This is a genomic window from Pseudoalteromonas sp. M8 (genome assembly GCF_018141365.1).
GTDB lineage: Bacteria > Pseudomonadota > Gammaproteobacteria > Enterobacterales > Alteromonadaceae > Pseudoalteromonas.
The window spans coordinates 4029240-4047500 of sequence record NZ_CP047240.1 but is presented as its reverse complement, the minus strand read 5'-3'; the positions used below and the strand labels follow the sequence as shown (position 1 = coordinate 4047500).

14 protein-coding genes, 2 rRNA genes and 1 pseudogene (1 of these 17 cut by a window edge) are annotated in these 18261 nt (G+C 42.8%); all 17 read left to right on the top strand.

What is annotated here, in order from left to right; translation table 11 throughout:
• Positions 1–1977: ribosomal RNA gene (locus GSF13_RS23055) — 23S ribosomal RNA — on the top strand; it begins 906 nt to the left of the window's first position.
• Between the two features lie 117 nt (positions 1978–2094).
• Positions 2095–2208, top strand: a 5S ribosomal RNA gene (gene rrf / locus GSF13_RS23050).
• A gap of 847 nt (positions 2209–3055) precedes the next feature.
• Entirely contained in the window at positions 3056–3670 is a 615-nt protein-coding gene (gene lexA / locus GSF13_RS23045) for a transcriptional repressor LexA (RefSeq protein ID WP_102057673.1), read from the top strand.
• A 360-nt stretch (positions 3671–4030) separates the two neighbouring features.
• Positions 4031–5173: a cytochrome c oxidase subunit II gene (coxB, locus tag GSF13_RS23040; RefSeq protein WP_010604340.1), complete on the top strand. Its 1143-nt coding sequence runs from the start codon at positions 4031–4033 to the stop codon at positions 5171–5173.
• Entirely contained in the window at positions 5173–6747 is a 1575-nt protein-coding gene (gene ctaD / locus GSF13_RS23035; protein WP_102057672.1) for a cytochrome c oxidase subunit I, read from the top strand. Before coxB ends, ctaD begins: the two co-directional genes overlap by 1 nt.
• Positions 6747–7325 (top strand): cytochrome c oxidase assembly protein, encoded by a 579-nt coding sequence (locus tag GSF13_RS23030; protein WP_102057671.1) that lies wholly within the window; start codon positions 6747–6749, stop codon positions 7323–7325. The genes ctaD and GSF13_RS23030 overlap by 1 nt, the downstream gene beginning before the upstream one ends.
• Positions 7315–8190 carry a cytochrome c oxidase subunit 3 gene (locus GSF13_RS23025; RefSeq protein ID WP_102057670.1) on the top strand — a complete coding sequence of 292 codons (876 nt, stop codon included), beginning with the start codon at positions 7315–7317 and terminating at the stop codon, positions 8188–8190. The genes GSF13_RS23030 and GSF13_RS23025 overlap by 11 nt, the downstream gene beginning before the upstream one ends.
• A 214-nt stretch (positions 8191–8404) precedes the next feature.
• A complete protein-coding gene (locus GSF13_RS23015; protein ID WP_211867191.1) occupies positions 8405–9133 on the top strand; it encodes an SURF1 family protein in 729 nt (242 codons plus the stop codon).
• Positions 9126–9617 (top strand): hypothetical protein, encoded by a 492-nt coding sequence (locus GSF13_RS23010; protein WP_010604344.1) that lies wholly within the window; start codon positions 9126–9128, stop codon positions 9615–9617. Before GSF13_RS23015 ends, GSF13_RS23010 begins: the two co-directional genes overlap by 8 nt.
• A 9-nt stretch (positions 9618–9626) precedes the next feature.
• Positions 9627–10639: pseudogene (locus GSF13_RS23005) on the top strand (COX15/CtaA family protein).
• The gene (cyoE, locus tag GSF13_RS23000; protein WP_029215745.1) at positions 10623–11522 is read left to right on the top strand and encodes a heme o synthase; all 900 of its coding nucleotides are present in this window, start codon (positions 10623–10625) and stop codon (positions 11520–11522) included. The pseudogene GSF13_RS23005 and the gene cyoE overlap by 17 nt, the downstream one beginning before the upstream one ends.
• Positions 11519–12112 (top strand): SCO family protein, encoded by a 594-nt coding sequence (locus GSF13_RS22995; protein WP_010604347.1) that lies wholly within the window; start codon positions 11519–11521, stop codon positions 12110–12112. The genes cyoE and GSF13_RS22995 overlap by 4 nt, the downstream gene beginning before the upstream one ends.
• Positions 12113–12267: 155 nt before the next feature.
• A complete protein-coding gene (locus GSF13_RS22990; protein ID WP_010604348.1) occupies positions 12268–12540 on the top strand; it encodes an STAS domain-containing protein in 273 nt (90 codons plus the stop codon).
• 9 nt (positions 12541–12549) lie between these two features.
• A complete protein-coding gene (locus GSF13_RS22985; protein WP_010378447.1) occupies positions 12550–12912 on the top strand; it encodes a response regulator in 363 nt (120 codons plus the stop codon).
• An 18-nt stretch (positions 12913–12930) separates the two neighbouring features.
• A complete protein-coding gene (locus tag GSF13_RS22980) occupies positions 12931–15021 on the top strand; it encodes a chemotaxis protein CheA (RefSeq protein WP_010604349.1) in 2091 nt (696 codons plus the stop codon).
• Positions 15018–15539: a chemotaxis protein CheW gene (locus GSF13_RS22975; RefSeq protein ID WP_010604350.1), complete on the top strand. Its 522-nt coding sequence runs from the start codon at positions 15018–15020 to the stop codon at positions 15537–15539. The genes GSF13_RS22980 and GSF13_RS22975 overlap by 4 nt, the downstream gene beginning before the upstream one ends.
• Position 15540: 1 nt before the next feature.
• Complete coding sequence (locus GSF13_RS22970) at positions 15541–18228, top strand: methyl-accepting chemotaxis protein (RefSeq protein ID WP_174171048.1); 2688 nt, start codon at positions 15541–15543, stop codon at positions 18226–18228.
• The last annotated feature ends 33 nt before the right edge of the window (positions 18229–18261 follow it).

Here is an 18261-nt window from a genome sequence, read left to right as displayed (position 1 = left end):
CCGTAAAGTAATATCCGGGAGACACACGGCGGGTGCTAACGTCCGTCGTGGAGAGGGAAACAACCCAGACCGTCAGCTAAGGTCCCAAAGTGTATGTTAAGTGGGAAACGATGTGGGAAGGCTAAAACAGCTAGGAGGTTGGCTTAGAAGCAGCCACCCTTTAAAGAAAGCGTAATAGCTCACTAGTCGAGTCGGCCTGCGCGGAAGATGTAACGGGGCTAAACATACCACCGAAGCTACGGCTGCGTACGTAAGTATGCGGGGTAGGGGAGCGTTCTGTAAGTGGCTGAAGGTGTGCCGGGAGGCATGCTGGACATATCAGAAGTGCGAATGCTGACATGAGTAACGACAAGAGGAGTGAAAAACTCCTCCGCCGGAAGACCAAGGGTTCCTATCCCATGTTAATCAGGGTAGGGTGAGTCGACCCCTAAGGCGAGGCTGAAGAGCGTAGTCGATGGGAAACGGGTTAATATTCCCGTACTCGGTATGAATGCGATGGGGGACGGAGCAGGCTAGGCAAGCATGGCGTTGGTTGTCCATGTGAAAGGCTGTAGGCTGGTGACTTAGGAAAATCCGGGTTGCCAAGGCTGAGAGTCGAGACGAGCCACTAAGGTGGTGAAGTTGTTGATGCCCTACTTCCAGGAAAAGCCTCTAAGCTTCAGTTCATACTGAATCGTACCCTAAACCGACACAGGTGGTCAGGTAGAGAATACTAAGGCGCTTGAGAGAACTCGGGTGAAGGAACTAGGCAAAATTGTACCGTAACTTCGGGAGAAGGTACGCTCTTGTTTGTGAAGGACTTGCTCTGTAAGCAAACGAGAGCCGCAGTGACCAGGTGGCTGGGACTGTTTATTAAAAACACAGCACTGTGCAAAATCGTAAGATGACGTATACGGTGTGACACCTGCCCGGTGCCGGAAGGTTAATTGATGGGGTTAGCTTAGGCGAAGCTCTTGATCGAAGCCCCGGTAAACGGCGGCCGTAACTATAACGGTCCTAAGGTAGCGAAATTCCTTGTCGGGTAAGTTCCGACCTGCACGAATGGTGTAACCATGGCCACGCTGTCTCCACCCGAGACTCAGTGAAATTGAAATCGCAGTGAAGATGCTGTGTACCCGCGGCTAGACGGAAAGACCCCGTGAACCTTTACTACAGCTTGGCACTGAACATTGACCCTACATGTGTAGGATAGGTGGGAGGCTTTGAAGCAGAGACGCTAGTTTCTGTGGAGCCGACCTTGAAATACCACCCTTGTAGTGTTGATGTTCTAACTTAGGCCCCTGAATCGGGGTTGAGGACAGTGCCTGGTGGGTAGTTTGACTGGGGCGGTCTCCTCCCAAAGAGTAACGGAGGAGCACGAAGGTTTGCTAAGTACGGTCGGACATCGTACGGTTAGTGTAATGGTAGAAGCAAGCTTAACTGCGAGACAGACACGTCGAGCAGGTACGAAAGTAGGTCATAGTGATCCGGTGGTTCTGAATGGAAGGGCCATCGCTCAACGGATAAAAGGTACTCCGGGGATAACAGGCTGATACCGCCCAAGAGTTCATATCGACGGCGGTGTTTGGCACCTCGATGTCGGCTCATCACATCCTGGGGCTGAAGTCGGTCCCAAGGGTATGGCTGTTCGCCATTTAAAGTGGTACGCGAGCTGGGTTTAGAACGTCGTGAGACAGTTCGGTCCCTATCTGCCGTGGGCGTTTGAGAATTGAGAGGGGCTGCTCCTAGTACGAGAGGACCGGAGTGGACGAACCGCTGGTGTTCGGGTTGTGATGCCAATTGCATTGCCCGGTAGCTACGTTCGGAACTGATAACCGCTGAAAGCATCTAAGCGGGAAGCAGGCCTCGAGATGAGTTCTCACTTTGACTTAGAGTCAACTGAAGGGCCGTTGAAGACTACAACGTTGATAGGCGAGATGTGGAAGTGCTGTGAGGCATTAAGCTAACTCGTACTAATTACCCGAGAGGCTTAACCATACAACGCCAAAGTGGTTTATAAGCGACAGAAGTTAATAGACTAAAGTAGACAAAAGAATTTAATAGCTTTTTCCAGATTTACATTGATGAAGGAGACTTCATTGATGAACAGAATTTCCTGGTGACTATAGCGTTTTGGACCCACCTGACCCCATGCCGAACTCAGAAGTGAAACAAAACAGCGTCGATGATAGTGTGGATTACCCATGTGAAAGTAGAACATCGCCAGGGCCAAATAAGAGAAACCCGTTGCAGCAATGCGACGGGTTTTTTGCTGTTTGGGGTAAAGTACTTCCATGTAGCATCTCCCCTTCGCGCGTCCTTGCGCTCACTTCCTCGAACTGCGAAGCGGTGCTTCGGTTTCTCGTCACCCAAACTCAGAAGTGAAACAAAACAGCCGAAGGGTAGGCCCCGGTCAATGATAGTGTGGATCACCCATGTGACTCTCTATTTAAAAAATGAGAACATCCTACTTCGTAGCGAGCCAGGGCCAAATAAGAGGTTGATGAAAAGCGTTCATCCATGAACTTCATCGACATTCGAACATCCATGTACATCAAAACCCGTTGCAGAGATGCGACGGGTTTTTTGCTATGTGTGATTTAAAAACCTCGCGAGGTAAACTCGCTCCCACTCCCCCACAGCATCAGCACAGCGCAACATGGTGGGAGGTGGTTCACCCGCCGATGGCTTACAATGAAAGTTTCGGCTCAAAAATAATGTGGAACACCCATGTACATCAAAACCCGTTGTAGCAATGCGACGGGTTTTTTGCTATTTGAGGTATAGAAATTTGAGATATAAAAAGCCTCGCGAGGTTTTCTAAACCTAAGTAAATGCGCTCCCACCACAGTATCAGCACAGTGCAAAATGGTAGGAGGTGATTTATCAGCCCTAAAACTTAATAATCCTTATTTCGTAGAGTCGTAGGTTATGCTCTGAAGCTTCTTGTTTAATGCTGATCTAATTAATGCTATCAATAAATACACTTAAAATATGGCGAAGAAAGAAACATTTGCGATTTTTTTTGAGCTGTATATACTTACAGTAAATAAACCACTGTATGGAATACCAGTTAATGCGTCCTCTAACAAAACGACAAGAACAAATCTTTGAATTAATAAAAGTATTCATAAAAGATACAGGCATGCCTCCAACTCGTGCTGAAATAGCTGATGCTTTGGGTTTTAAGAGTGCAAATGCAGCGGAAGAGCACCTGAAAGCGCTTGCGAAAAAGGGAGTTATCGAAATGGTCCCAGGCGCAAGCCGAGGGATTCGACTTGTAGAGGATGAATCAGAACAACTTGGTTTGCCTATTATTGGTCGTGTTGCTGCTGGTGAGCCTATTTTGGCAGAGCAACATGTAGAAAGCCACTGTAATGTAGATGCTAGTTTTTTTAAACCTAATGCTGATTACCTTTTGAGAGTTAATGGTATGAGCATGAAGGATATTGGTATTATAGATGGTGACCTATTGGCTGTTCACAGAACTCAAGTGGCAGAAAATGGGCAAGTGATAGTTGCTCGTGTAGAAGAAGATGTGACTGTTAAACGCCTTGAAAAGAAAGGAAAGAAAGTTTTTTTACATGCTGAGAATGAAGAATTTAAAGCGATTGAAGTAGATCTAGAACATCAAAATTTCTCCATTGAAGGGTTAGCTGTCGGTGTTATCCGAAGTGCAGACTGGATGTAGTTTATGAGAGCGAGCGTAGCGTTAAATATAAAGTTGCGCTTGCTTTAACTATATTTTGTTTAGAAAGTAATAATTAACTTTTCTAACTGTGTGAAAGTTAGATAATTATAGTGACTTTAATCATTTAGTAATATTTTTAGTTTTCTGATCTTTATACACTATTTTTCATCATTCTTCGTTTTACTCCCTATAGTCCCCAGTTTTGATTCTAAAGTCGGTCTTCTCGAAAATCTTGCAATTTGTTTGTTTTTTGACTAATTGGTTAATAGTCGTGCAGTAAGTCTATGTACAAATAGACAATATGACAGTCATCCAATAATAACAAGAGACAACCACGAGTTGTCTTGAAGGAGACGTCAAATGAAAATTTGTCGATTAGTTGTAGCATTCATCGCGGTGCTAATCGCCATGCCCTCACTTGCTAACAGCGCTTACAATATGAGGCAAGGTGTTACAGACATTAGTCATCAAGTGTATGAGCTTCACATGACCATATTTCTAATATGTTGTGTCATTGGAGTGATTGTATTTGGGATTATGTTTTGGGCGCTTATAAAACACAGAAAGTCAAAAGGCGTTGTTGCGGCGCAATTTCATGAAAGCACCAAAGTGGAAATACTTTGGACTGCAATTCCCTTCCTGATACTCATTGGTATGGCAATACCAGCCACAAAAACGCTTATTGCTATGGAAGACACGAGTAAGGCTGATCTGACCATTAAGGTCACAGGCTCTCAGTGGAAATGGCACTATGAGTATATGGGGCATGATGTTGAGTTCTATTCTTTGCTCTCTACTTCGAAAGATGAAATTAGTGATCTTAAAGAAAAAAATGAAAATTACCTGCTTGAAGTTGATAAGCATTTAGTTATTCCTACAGATAGGAAAGTCCGCTTTTTGATGACCTCGGATGATGTCATCCATTCTTGGTGGGTGCCTGATTTTGCGGTGAAGAAGGATGCCAATCCGGGATTTATAAATGAGGCATGGGCAAAGGTAAACGATGAGGGAATTTATAGAGGCCAATGTGCTGAATTATGTGGCAAAGATCATGGCTTTATGCCAATCGTCGTCGAGGCCGTAAGTCCTGATAAATTTGATAGTTGGCTTAACGATGCTAAAGCTGAAAAAGCAAAAGCAGAGGCGGAGTCACAGGCAGTTGCGCAACAAACTCTTTCGAAAGAAGAGTTAATGGAGGTTGGGGAACAAACTTACATGGCTTATTGCGCAGCTTGCCATCAACCAACTGGGCTTGGGCTACCAGGAGTCTTCCCTGCAATGAAAGGAAGTAAAGTCGTCACTGGAGATATTAAAGCTCATATAGATATTCTACTTTTAGGTCGCCCAGGAACTGCGATGCAATCTTTCGCAAAGCAATTAACAATTAAGCAGATCGCGGGGGTGATCACCTATAAAAGAAATAGCTGGGGTAATGACACTGGCGATGTTATTCAGCCAAGCCAAATACAGCGTGAGATAGATGCACTAGAGGAGGGTAAGTAATGAGTGCCATCGTAGACGAACATTCACACCATACAGCTCCCAAAGGCTTAAAGCGCTGGCTGTTTACCACCAATCATAAAGACATTGGAACACTGTATTTATTGTTCTCACTAACCATGTTTTTAATTGGCGGTGCTATGGCGATGGTGATCCGAGCCGAGCTTTTCCAACCTGGGTTACAGCTTGTAGATCCGCATTTTTTTAATCAAATGACGACAGTGCATGGACTAATAATGGTATTTGGCGCAGTAATGCCCGCATTTACAGGTCTTGCCAACTGGATGATCCCAATGATGATTGGTGCTCCTGATATGGCGTTACCGAGAATGAATAACTGGAGTTTTTGGATACTACCCTTTGCATTTGCAATTTTACTGATGTCATTATTTTTGGAAGGCGGCGGGCCTGCTTTCGGTTGGACTTTTTATGCGCCACTATCTACAACGTACAGCAATGACAATACTGCATTTTTTGTTTTTGCTGTTCATATAATGGGCATTAGCTCTATTATGGGTGCTATCAACGTTATCGTGACCATCGTCAATCTTAGAGCTCCAGGTATGACATGGATGAAGTTGCCTTTATTTGTCTGGACCTGGTTGATAACTGCATTTCTTCTGATAGCTGTTATGCCGGTACTTGCAGGCGCCGTAACTATGGTGCTGACCGACAAGTTCTTTGGAACGAGCTTTTTTGATGCAGCAGGTGGTGGTGATCCTGTTATGTTCCAGCATATATTCTGGTTTTTTGGTCATCCTGAAGTGTACATCATGATATTACCTGCCTTCGGCATAATCTCTACGATAGTACCGACATTTTCAAGAAAGAAACTGTTTGGCTATGCATCAATGGTTTATGCAACCGCTTCAATTGCACTGCTGTCGTTCGTCGTTTGGGCTCATCATATGTTTACAACGGGTATGCCTTTAGCTGGTGAGTTGTTTTTTATGTATGCAACTATGCTCATTTCAGTGCCTACTGGCGTTAAGGTTTTTAACTGGGTAGCTACAATGTGGCGAGGTGCTATTAGTTTTGAGGTGCCGATGCTTTTTGCTATTGCATTCATCGTACTTTTCACAATTGGTGGATTTTCCGGTTTGATGTTAGCGATTACTCCCGCCGACTTCCAATATCACGATACCTACTTCGTTGTCGCGCATTTCCATTACGTGTTAGTTACGGGAGCTGTGTTCTCAATAATGGCCGCCGCATATTATTGGTTACCAAAGTGGACGGGGCACATGTTTGATATCAAATTGGCTAAATTTCACTTTTGGCTCTCCTTGGTTAGTGTGAACGTATTGTTCTTCCCAATGCACTTTGTTGGTCTTGCTGGCATGCCAAGGCGGATCCCTGACTATGCTCTACAGTTCGCTGATTTCAACGCGATCATTAGTATCGGAGGGTTTGCATTCGGTCTTTCTCAACTGTTGTTTGTTGCAGTGGTTTATAAATGTATAAAAGGTGGAGAGCAGGCCTCTGGGAAAGTATGGGATGGGGCAGAGGGATTAGAATGGCAAGTACCATCTCCGGCTCCTTATCATACCTTTTCAACGCCACCGGAGATTAAGTAATGCAACATGGCCGCCTGCTTAAGAAGCTTATTTTGTTGACGCTAGGTATGTTTGCTTTTGCCTTTGCACTGGTTCCTCTATATGACGTTTTTTGTGATGTCACAGGCCTAAATGGTAAGCCATCCATGGAAATCGCAAAGCAGAGCGAGTCAATTGCACAAAGTCGACAAGTAGATGTGAGCTTCACAACGCATAGTCAAAGCCAGGCGCCATTTAAGGTCGATGCAGTCGAGCATTCGGTTAGTGTTCAACCCGGTAAGCTAACCGATGTCAAATTTATTGCAAAAAACTTGAGTGATAGTGAGCGTGTGTTGCAAGCGATCCCTTCAGTGTCCCCGGGGAAAGCTGCAAAGTATTTACACAAAATGGCCTGCTTTTGTTTTGATCAGCAATCAATGAAAGGCAAAGAAGAAGTTGAGTTTGTCTTGAGGTTTTATGTAGATACGGAGCTACCAAGTGATGTTGAGGAACTCACGCTTTCATATACGTTGTTTGATATTACAGAGCGAGTTAGCAAACAAGACAGTGATGGACTGAATATGCTAGTTGCTCGAGAGGAGTTCAAATATGAACCATGAACAAGAAAAATATTACGTGCCTGAGCAAAGTCCATGGCCAATCGTTGGGGCTTTTGCACTTTTCTTTATCGCTGTTGGCGCTGGCTTAACGATTATTCAACTTAAATCAACCAGTAATAGTGGAGTAATGCTACTGCTCGTGGGTATTGCTGTGCTGATCTATATGATTTTTGGTTGGTTCAGGAATGTGATCCAAGAATCTCAAAATGGGTTATATTCTGCCCAAATGGATCGTTCGTTCAAGCAAGGAATGGGATGGTTTATCTTTTCCGAGGTTATGTTTTTTGCTGCTTTTTTTGGTGCACTTTTCTATGCACGAATGATAGCTGTGCCGTGGTTAGGCGGTGCAAGTAATAATGCCAGTACCAATGAGGTTTTATGGCCTCAATTTGAAGCTGTATGGCCATTGCTCACAACTCCAGATGGAACTGTCACTCAAGCTATGGGTTGGCAGGGACTTCCACTGATCAATACGATTATTCTATTAGCATCATCAGTAACCCTTAGCTTTGCTCATGTAGCTTTAGAAAAAGAGCAACGGGCGAAAGTAAAGGCGTTCTTGGGATTAACAGTACTACTTGGCGTCGCATTCTTAACCTTGCAAGTGGAAGAGTATATTCACGCTTACCAAGATCTGGGGTTAACTCTCCAGTCGGGGGTTTACGGTAATACATTCTTTTTACTGACAGGGTTTCATGGCTTTCATGTCACACTTGGCGCGATTATTCTTTTCGTTATATGGATCAGGGTGTTGAAGGGCCACTTTACCGCTAAGAACCACTTTGCTTTTCAAGCTGGGGCTTGGTATTGGCATTTTGTTGATGTTGTTTGGTTGTGCCTGTTTGTATTTGTTTATGTGTTGTAACAACGGGTGAAGAGTGTAGTTTTATAAAGCCAAATTGAGCAGCAAGATAGATTAGAAGTACGACAGCTATTGATGCATAAACTCTTTGTTGCAATAGCCTCGCCATCGACTCTTGTTGCTCTGACTTGAGCATGACTAGCATAGCTCTAAATAGATTTAGAAAAACGAGTAGTAGCAGTACAACAATAATAATTTTAATCATAAGGGGTGTCCGATGGATTTAGGTGCACTTTTTAAAGGTAGATCAAAACCCCCCATATTGGCAGCATTAATAGTTGTTCTTTTATGTGGCTCGCTCTCTTATTGGCAGTGGCAAAGAGCACAGCAAAAACATGTGTTGCAGCATAAAGTTGAGATTGAAAAATCGCTAGGCGTAGCTAATGAGCAGCAAGTAACATCCCAGCCGCTAATGCAATATGTTAATGCTGAAGTGTCGATTTCAGGGAATTTTGTAGGCGATGCGGTTTGGTATTTAGATAATCAAGTCGTAAAAGGCCGAGTCGGTTTTGATGTAATTGGCATTATAAAAATTTCCGGAACTGATGAGTATCTAGCTGTGAATTTGGGTTTTGTGCCACAGCAAGCTAGTCGCGTGCCTACCGTTTTCTCTCTTCCAAGTGGTACCGTTTCTCTACCTGTCTATATCAAATCTAGTGCTAGTAAGCGGTTCACCTTAGCTAAGTCTGCGGCAGAGGAGGCAACAAAACAATCTGTGATCCAATATATTGATGTTGATTACTTATCTGCGGAGTCAGGTAAACCTCTTTTACCTCTAATTGCCTATATGACTAAAAACAGATTTGCCGGGACTGAGCCCCATTATCAACCGGTTGTAATGTCACCGCAAAAACATGAAGCTTATGCTTTACAGTGGTTGCTTATTGCCTTGGCTGCGGTAGTAATTGGCTGGAAACTTTCAAAAAAGGAGAATAAAAATGTCTAAAAGTGCGGCATGGTTTATAGGGCTGTTCGTATTCCCCTTACTGTTGGCATTTGTTGCCCTGAAGGTTGGCTGGATACCACATAGCACGACTAATCACGGTGAATTTTTAAGTCAGGAGGTTCGCCAATCAGAGCTGGTTTTAGATACTGAGTGGAGTATCGTTTACCAGCGACCAAAACAGTGTAATAAGCAATGTTCTTTACTACTAGATAGCTTACCTAATTTGTATTTAGCGCTGGGGAAAAACCAGCAGAAAGTATCGCTTGTGGTATTACAAGAGCGAAATGAAAAAGGTATTGAGTACGCTACTTCTTTGCCGATATACCTCAACCAGTTAGACGACAATCATCTCTATTTGGTTGATAAAACAGGGTTATTTGTACTCAAGTATGCACCAGTAGCAAGCTTAGAAGAAATGCGAAATGTGCAAAAAGGGCTACTGAGTGATTTGAAGAAATTATTGAATTACTCTCGTTCAAGTTAGGAGGTAAATATGTCCAAGGTAAAAATAAAAATCGCAATATTTGCCTGTTTCGTCGCAATAACTGTAGTGACACTTGGCGCCTTCACACGTTTAAGTGATGCGGGACTTGGGTGTCCAGATTGGCCTGGGTGTTACGGCTTTTTAACAGTACCAAATGAGACTCATGAACTATCTGCGGCTAAAGACAATTTTCCACATTTAGAAGTGGAAGCAGAAAAAGCTTGGATTGAAATGATCCATCGCTATTTTGCCAGCTTCCTCGGGTTACTTATTTTGGCACTTGCATGCATAAGGCTGTTCAAAAAGCAAAATACAGAAAGCCCTAACCGTCACTACTATCTACTGCTATTGCTTGTGTTATTTCAAGGGGCACTCGGGATGTGGACCGTGACGATGAATTTACAGCCAGTCATTGTGATGGGTCATTTACTAGGTGGGTTTTGTATTCTTGCATTGCTGGTGTTACTGGTTCTAAGGCTGAAATACACCACTATTACTGCTAGTGTAACTAAGCCTACCTATCGCTTATGTTATGTGGCTCTTGGTGTGTTGATTATACAAATTGCGCTTGGTGGGTGGCTTGCCGCCAATTATGCTGCTCCACATTGTACAGGGTTGCCGCTATGTGACAACCTTCAGCTTTTCTCTTGGCAGAGCTTATTTACGCTTCCTGAAGCTTCAGCGACCTACGAGTTTGGAGTGTTACCGTTTGAATCTAGAGTATCTATTCACTTTATCCATCGGGTTTGGGCAGTTGTTACCGTTTTAACGCTACTTGCTGCATGTTGGCCACTCCTTAGAGCTGGTCAAAACCACTTACTCCGACATTCAGCGCTTGTCGTTTTAGCTTTAGTTTCTATACAAGTTTTGGTGGGGGGGCAATCGTACACTTCCAATTTCCTCTGTTGTTGACCTTATTCCATAACTTCATGGCAGCTATGGTGTTATTAGCAATGGTGAAATTGTGTTTCTTTATCAGCTTGGCGCAAAAAGTAGGAGTAAAACATGCTTCAATTAACTAGTTTTTCAGAGCTTCAAAAAGCAACTACTTTATTCAAAGCCTACTTTGGCATGTGTAAGTTCAAAGTAGTATGTATGTTGGTTATTACCGCTTGGGTCGGGATGATGTTAGCACCACAAAGTGATAAAACATTATTGGCACAATTAATGAGTTTGTTTGGCATTGGTTTACTTTCGAGTAGTGCAGCAGCTGTAAATCATATCGTGGATAGAGAAATAGATAAAAAGATGGCGCGAACACGAAACCGACCGTTAGCGACAGACTCTGTTTCTGTATCATCAGCTTTAATCTTTGCGATAGGCCTCGCAATTTCTGGGTATGCTCTATTAACTATTTTCGCCAATCAGTTATGTGCGCTACTTACCTTAGCCGCGCTATTCGGTTATGCCGTGATTTATACGTTATTGTTAAAACGCGCAACACCTCAAAACATAGTAATTGGGGGGTTAGCAGGAGCGATGCCACCCCTGTTAGGTTGGGTCAGTGAGACTGGTCAGCTTGGTGCAGAGCCTTGGTTGTTAGTAATGATCATTTTTGCTTGGACACCTCCCCACTTTTGGGCATTAGCTATTGCTCGTAAACGAGACTACGAAAAAGCCGAAGTCCCCATGTTACCAGTAACGCATGGAAACGAATTTACAAAACTCTGTGTGCTATTTTATACCATCATTTTGACTTTAGTCTGTTTGCTCCCTTATCTAGTGGGAATGTCTGGTTGGATCTACTTGTTGGTCTCTGGTATGGCAAATGTCGCTTTTATTTACAAAGCGACAAAGCTTATGAGAACAAATAGTTTAGAGTATGCTATGAGGGTATTTTATTTCTCTATCTGGCATCTTTTGATAGTGTTCATTGCACTTTTTGTGGATAAAGCATTTATATGAAAAAATTTCTGTTAATTATCTCTATGTTAACTTTGTTTGGTTGTGGGCCTGCACCAGATGTGTCGGAAAAAGTGGTTTGGTACCCAAAGCCTAAGGACGTTAAAGCGTTTGAATTAAGGGATCAACACGGTGCGATAGTCTCAAACCAAGACTTTACCGATAAATGGAATTTGCTATTTTTGGGTTACACTAGTTGTCCCGACGTGTGTCCTATGACGCTGTTGAAATTAACTCACGTATATCAATCTGTAAAAAATAAAGGTGACTTACAAGTATGGTTTGTATCGGTCGATCCCAACCGAGATACTGAAGAAAAGCGTTTGGCCTACATCAAGCACTTTGATCCTGATTTTAAAGCGGTATCTGCCGAGCATTCTGCTTTATTTCCGTTTGTGAGAGATCTCGGTTTAATATACGCAATAAATCAGGAACAGACAGAAGAGTATTATGTTGATCATAGTGCGTCTGTAGCATTAATTAACCCAAAAGGTCAGCTTGAGGCTATTTTCAAACCTACACATACAGTGGGAGCTGTCCCTACAATCGATGACAAACTACTTCTTGCTGACCTTGAGAAGATCATCAATTAGTCTTATAGCGACACTGGTCGACCCTAGTGTCGCTGCACTATCTTACCTCTAACGCTTTAATTATTTGCGGATTTTTAATCAATCTTTGTGGCATTTTTACCATCACGGTCTAAGCTAATTTTATTACTCATTTTTACAAGGATAGTCTTCAGCTCATGTTGAAACTTCCACCTGAAATGGCGATTAACCATGTGGAAAGCCTGTACCATCAGATTTTCCAAGACTCTATGGAAACATCAGACATCACGATTGATATTAGTGAAGTGCAAAGAGCCGATACAGCATCTATACAACTGCTCTGTGCCGTACAGAAACACTTGCTCTCGTTAGAACATAAAATTGTATGGCATGGTGAAAGTGACGCTTTAGCGCAGGCTGTCAATGAGTTGGGATTAACCCATTATTTATTCCATAGTATTGAAAATTAAGAGGTGAATATGAAAAAGATTTTAGCTGTGGATGATTCGGCGTCAATGCGCCAAATGGTTGGCTTTACTTTGAAAAAAGCAGGTTTTGATGTTACGGAAGCCAAAGATGGCAGTGAAGCGCTATCTATTGCCAAGCAACAAGGGTTCGATGCCGTGATCTCTGATGTAAACATGCCTGTAATGGATGGGATCACACTTATTAAAGAGCTGCGTAGCCTACCCAACTATAAGTTCACCCCTTTACTAATGCTGACCACCGAGTCGGGGTTAGATAAAAAAACAGAAGGTAAAGCGGCGGGAGCAACTGGTTGGATAGTGAAGCCATTCAACCCTGAACAACTACTAGCGGTATTGAAAAAAGTCATAAGATAGATACAGAGAGGCGTCGATATGAGTATTGATTTAAGCCAATTTTTTGATGTCTTTTTTGAAGAAAGCTTTGAAGGCCTAGACATAATGGAAGCTGAGCTGCTGAATTTACAGCCAGGCCATGAAGACTCAGAAACGATCAATACTATATTTCGCGCAGCACACAGCATCAAAGGTGGCAGTGGAACATTTGGTTTTACTTCTGTCGCTAACTTCACGCATGTGTTGGAAACCTTACTCGATCAAATCAGGGATGGGCGTCGACAGTTGACCGCTGAACATGTCAATTTGCTGCTCCAATCCGTTGATTGTTTAAGAGCCTTACTAACCGCATTACAAGCCGAAGAAGAGCCAGATCTTTCCAATGCGAATGAGTTGAAAGTTAAATTTGAAGAGATTTTAGGTGGTAAAGAGAGTGTTAGCTCAGATACTGCCGATAGCATACCTCAAGGGCAAGAATCTCAAACCTATCAAATAGACTTTAAACCGCTCCCCCACTTGTTTAAAACCGGTAACGAACCGCTCTATATGTTAAGTGAGCTATCAGAATTGGGGGATTTAGAAACTCATGCGTTTTGTGATGCAATACCTGAAATTGATGACTTCAATCCAGAGGATTGCTACCTCAGTTGGCGGTTATACTTAACAACCAGTCATCCAGAGTCGGCGATTAAAGAAGTATTTGAGTGGGTTGAGGATGATGCTGAAATTTCTATTACCTTATGTGGTGGTTTATTTGAAGATGATGTGAGTGTCTCCACAACGCCAGAACCAGAGAGTGAGAAGAAAGAAGCGTCGAGCAACGACACTCAAAATATTGATGTACCAAAAACATCCTCAGCGACAGCGACAAAGGCTAAGCCTGAGGCTAGCAAGAAATCAGCAGAATCGACTTCGATCCGTGTTGGGATTGATAAAGTTGATTCGCTTATCAATATGGTAGGGGAGTTGGTTATTACCCAAGCTATGTTGACTCAATTAGGCGAGCAAGAACCGACCGAAAATACGCTTGCTGCGATGCAAGAAGGCCTCGCTCAATTAGCCCATAATACGCGAGATTTACAAGAAAATGTAATGCGGATCAGGATGTTACCTATTAGTTTTGTCTTCAGCCGATTTCCTCGTTTAGTAAGAGACACATCACAGAAGTTGAACAAACAGGTTGAGCTAAAACTGCTAGGAGAGCAAACAGAATTAGATAAAACCGTGATGGAAAAAATTTCCGATCCTATGGTTCATTTAGTAAGAAACTCTTTGGATCACGGCTTAGAAACACCGGAAGACAGAATAAAAGCCGGAAAAGATCCTGTGGGTACGGTGACACTGAATGCTTTCCACCAAGGTGGAAATATTGTGATTGAAATCATGGATGATGGCAGAGGCTTGAATACCGAAAAAATAAAAAGTAAAGCAATTGCCAATGGCCTAATTCAAGCAACTGATGAGCTGACTATTGAAGAGGTTAATGAACTTATTTTTAGGCCTGGGTTTTCAACAGCCGATGAAGTGAGTGATATCTCTGGTCGCGGCGTGGGTATGGACGTTGTTCGAAGAAATATTCAAGCATTAAACGGCAGCGTTGAAGTAACTTCAGCAAAAGGGGTTGGCTCAACGTTTACAATTAGATTGCCATTAACGCTGGCCATTCTTGATGGTCAACTGGTTAAAGTTGCAAAGCATACCTACATCATTCCACTTATTTCTATTGTTGAGTCTTTACAAATAGATATTAAAAAAGTGAGCAAAGTAGGTAATGGCTTAGAGGTGCTACGGTTACGAGATGAATACATACCAATACTAAGGCTATATCAATTATTTAATCATGGTGGTGCAATAGAAGAGTTGGATAAAACACTGTTAGTGGTTGTTGAGAGTGATAATCACAAAGTGGGGTTGTTGGTAGATGATTTACTGGCGCAACAACAGGTCGTTATTAAAAGTCTCGAAGCGAATTATCAGAAAGTAAATGGGATCTCAGGGGCGACAATTTTAGGTGATGGCAGAGTCTCTTTAATTGTTGATATTAGTGGTCTTATCAAGCTAAGTGGCTTAAAGCGTCCAGGAACTCAAGAATTATTAGTAGAACAAGAGTTAGATGAGGTGGTGTCATGATCACTGAAAAAGCCTCGATTAATGAACAAGTCATGCTTGCAGACAGAGATGACGATACACAATTTCTCACCTTTATGATGGCGGGCGAAGAGTATGGCATGGATATTCTGGCCGTACAGGAAATCAGAGGGTGGGAAGAAGTCACTGCAATTCCAAATGCTCCTAAGTATGTGAACGGTGCGATTAATTTACGTGGCACGATAGTACCAATCATAGATTTAAGGATTCGATTCGGCTTACCGCAAATCGAATATGGAGCTCTAACTGTGGTTATCGTTGTCTCCGTTGTAATAAAAGAGGCAACAAAAATTATGGGGTTAGTTGTTGATGCTGTTTCTGACGTATACAGCATCAACGAAGAAACAGCGAAGGATGTTCCAGATTTTCAAGACTCGGAAAATAGTCAATTTGTACAGGGACTTGTAAATGTTGGTGAAAAAATGGTCGTACTTTTAAATTTGAAGAAGATATTAGATCTTGAAGTCAAGCAGAATGAGCAATTGGTTGTCGGGGGATAACATGAGCGATCAAGCATTAGCAAGTCAACTCAACAATAGGGTTCTGATTGCGGGTGCCATAATATTTGTGGGCTTGGCAATTAGTGTTCAAATGTTGAATATTAATATGTCTACACAAGCCTATGTGGCGATGGTTATAGCAGCTGTCAGTGTGGTGCTGGCAATTTTACTACTTAAGCAAAGCGCAAACATTCTGCTTTCTAAGTTACAAGATGTTGAGGAAATTGTTCCCGCGATAGAGAGTAAAGATGCTAGTTTACTCAATGCAAGTAATGCGTCACGTCAATCATCTTTATACAAAGCGGTTGCTAATTTATTAAATGGTGACGCAGTAGATAGTCAAGATCATAGCCATAGTTTGTTGCTAGCTTTAAAGGTCTGTCAGGCCAATGTTATGCTTGCAGATGCTTCTCTCAATATTGTGTATTTGAACGATTCCGTAACCAGCATGCTGCGTAAAAATCAGGCTAAGTTACAGCAAGAATTGCCTGGCTTTAATGTTGATAATTTGATTGGTGCAAACATTGATACATTTCATAAAAACCCCAGCCATCAGAGAGGCATCCTAGCTAATTTGACCCGTCCATATGTCACACAAATCAAAGTGGCAGGTTTGACCTTTGATCTTATTGCCACGCCTGTTTTCGATGATGAAGGGCAAAGGATCGCGACTTTAGTTGAGTGGAAAGACCTTACAAGAGAATTAGCGCTAGAGAAAAAGCAGGCGGACTTGGCGAGTCACAATGCTCGTATATCGAGCGCGCTGGACGTTTGTCAGGCAAACGTGATGCTAGCGGACGAAGGATTGAATATTATTTATGTTAATGATTCGGTTGTGCGAATGTTGAGAGACAATCAAACGCAGCTTAGAAAATCATTACCGAACTTTGATGTGGATACGCTTGTAGGGCAATGTATTGATGTGTTTCATGCGAACCCTAGCCATCAAAGAAATCTGCTTGAGAAACTGAGTGATGTATACAGTACAGATATCAAAGTTGCTGGCTTCACCTTTGGTTTAATTGCGACCCCGGTGTTTGATGAAGAGAAAAAGCGGATTGGTACCGTTGTAGAGTGGGACGACAAAACAGAGCGTTTAGTTCGTGAAGAAGAAGAGAAAACTGCCGCAGCTGAAAACTTACGCGTCCGAAGAGCATTAGACAACGTTTCAACGAATACGATGATAGCAAATGAGCAGTTTGAGATCGTTTACTTGAATCGCGCAGTGAAAGATATGATGAGAAATGCTGAGAGCGATCTAAGGCGTGACCTGCCTAATTTTGACAGTAACCATCTTATGGGGGCGAATATTGATGTATTCCACCGCAACCCAAGTCATCAACGCAGTATGCTTTCTCGGCTCGAAACTGAGTATAAAACGGAAATCGTTGTCGGCGGAAGAACCTTTGGTCTAGTCGCCAATCCGATATTTGATGGCAATAATGAACGCGTGGGCACCGTTGTCGAATGGGAAGATAGAACCAAAGAAGTTACGATTGAGAAAGAGGTGAATGGCCTCGTTCAGTCGGCTAACGCTGGTAACCTTAGTGTTCGTTTATCAGAAGATGGGAAAGATGGCTTCTATTTAAGACTAACCAAAGGGTTAAATAGTTTAGTGTCTACTGTCGATGAGACTGTTACAGACATGGGGGATATGTTAGACGCATTGGCGACTGGTAATTTGACTAGGCGTATTGAAGGCGATTATCGCGGGGCTTATGAAAAGCTCAAAAAAGACGCAAACACCACTGCTGAGAAGTTAACCGAAATGCTTGGTCGCATACGTACATCTGCAAATCTAGTTGCCAGTGGTGCAGATGAAATATCTCAAGGAAACGCAGATTTGAGTCAGCGGACCGAGGAGCAAGCTTCCTCGCTAGAAGAAACTGCTTCTAGCATGGAAGAAATGACGAGCACAGTTAGACAAAATGCAGATAACGCGAAAGTAGCTAATGAGTTGGCTGAAGATACTTGTGACAAGGCGACCAAAGGCGGTGAAGTAGTCACACGCGCAGTTGAAAGCATGTCTGAAATTAATGATTCAAGCAAGAAAATTGCTGACATTATAGGTGTTATTGATGAAATTGCTTTCCAGACAAACCTATTGGCATTAAATGCAGCCGTTGAAGCAGCTCGGGCTGGAGAGCAAGGTCGAGGATTTGCTGTGGTTGCTGGTGAAGTTCGTAATCTAGCTCAGCGTTCTGCCGCAGCAGCTAAAGAAATTAAGGACCTGATCAGAGACAGTGTAAGTAAGGTTGAAGATGGTACGTTACTGGTTAATGAGTCAGGTGAAACACTAAAAGAAATAGTTGAGTCCGTTAAGCGGGTGACAAACATGATTTCTGACATTGCTGAAGCGTCGATTGAGCAGAGTTCAGGTATTGAGCAGGTTAATAAAGCAGTGTCACAAATGGATGAAATGACGCAGCAAAATGCTGCCTTAGTTGAAGAAGCGTCAGCCGCAGGGGAGTCGATGGCTGAGCAAGCAAATGATATGAGAAGATTATTAAACTTCTTCACTCTTGATGAATCTTCACACCGTAGCTTAGAAATATCTGAGTCACCGAAGAACTATAAAGCGCCAGAAAAACAATTACCAAAACGGACAATGAATTCCAATAAGCCCCCGCAGCAAAACACGAGAAGTAATCAGTTTGCTGATGACTCGGAAGAGTGGGAAGAGTTTTAGGGTTTGGTAATAGACCAATTCCTTAGTGGGGTT

Excerpts from the sequence above, each read along its gene's own strand:
- GSF13_RS22985 (WP_010378447.1), top strand. The coding sequence starts at position 12,550 with ATGAAAAAGATTTTAGCTGTGGATGATTCGGCGTCAATGCGCCAAATG.
- GSF13_RS22980 (WP_010604349.1), top strand. The coding sequence starts at position 12,931 with ATGAGTATTGATTTAAGCCAATTTTTTGATGTCTTTTTTGAAGAAAGC.
- lexA (WP_102057673.1), top strand. The coding sequence starts at position 3,056 with ATGCGTCCTCTAACAAAACGACAAGAACAAATCTTTGAATTAATAAAA.
- coxB (WP_010604340.1), top strand. The coding sequence starts at position 4,031 with ATGAAAATTTGTCGATTAGTTGTAGCATTCATCGCGGTGCTAATCGCC.
- GSF13_RS22975 (WP_010604350.1), top strand. The coding sequence starts at position 15,018 with ATGATCACTGAAAAAGCCTCGATTAATGAACAAGTCATGCTTGCAGAC.
- cyoE (WP_029215745.1), top strand. The coding sequence starts at position 10,623 with ATGCTTCAATTAACTAGTTTTTCAGAGCTTCAAAAAGCAACTACTTTA.
- GSF13_RS23015 (WP_211867191.1), top strand. The coding sequence starts at position 8,405 with ATGGATTTAGGTGCACTTTTTAAAGGTAGATCAAAACCCCCCATATTG.
- GSF13_RS22990 (WP_010604348.1), top strand. The coding sequence starts at position 12,268 with ATGTTGAAACTTCCACCTGAAATGGCGATTAACCATGTGGAAAGCCTG.
- GSF13_RS22970 (WP_174171048.1), top strand. The coding sequence starts at position 15,541 with ATGAGCGATCAAGCATTAGCAAGTCAACTCAACAATAGGGTTCTGATT.
- GSF13_RS23025 (WP_102057670.1), top strand. The coding sequence starts at position 7,315 with ATGAACCATGAACAAGAAAAATATTACGTGCCTGAGCAAAGTCCATGG.
- GSF13_RS22995 (WP_010604347.1), top strand. The coding sequence starts at position 11,519 with ATGAAAAAATTTCTGTTAATTATCTCTATGTTAACTTTGTTTGGTTGT.
- GSF13_RS23010 (WP_010604344.1), top strand. The coding sequence starts at position 9,126 with ATGTCTAAAAGTGCGGCATGGTTTATAGGGCTGTTCGTATTCCCCTTA.
- ctaD (WP_102057672.1), top strand. The coding sequence starts at position 5,173 with ATGAGTGCCATCGTAGACGAACATTCACACCATACAGCTCCCAAAGGC.
- GSF13_RS23030 (WP_102057671.1), top strand. The coding sequence starts at position 6,747 with ATGCAACATGGCCGCCTGCTTAAGAAGCTTATTTTGTTGACGCTAGGT.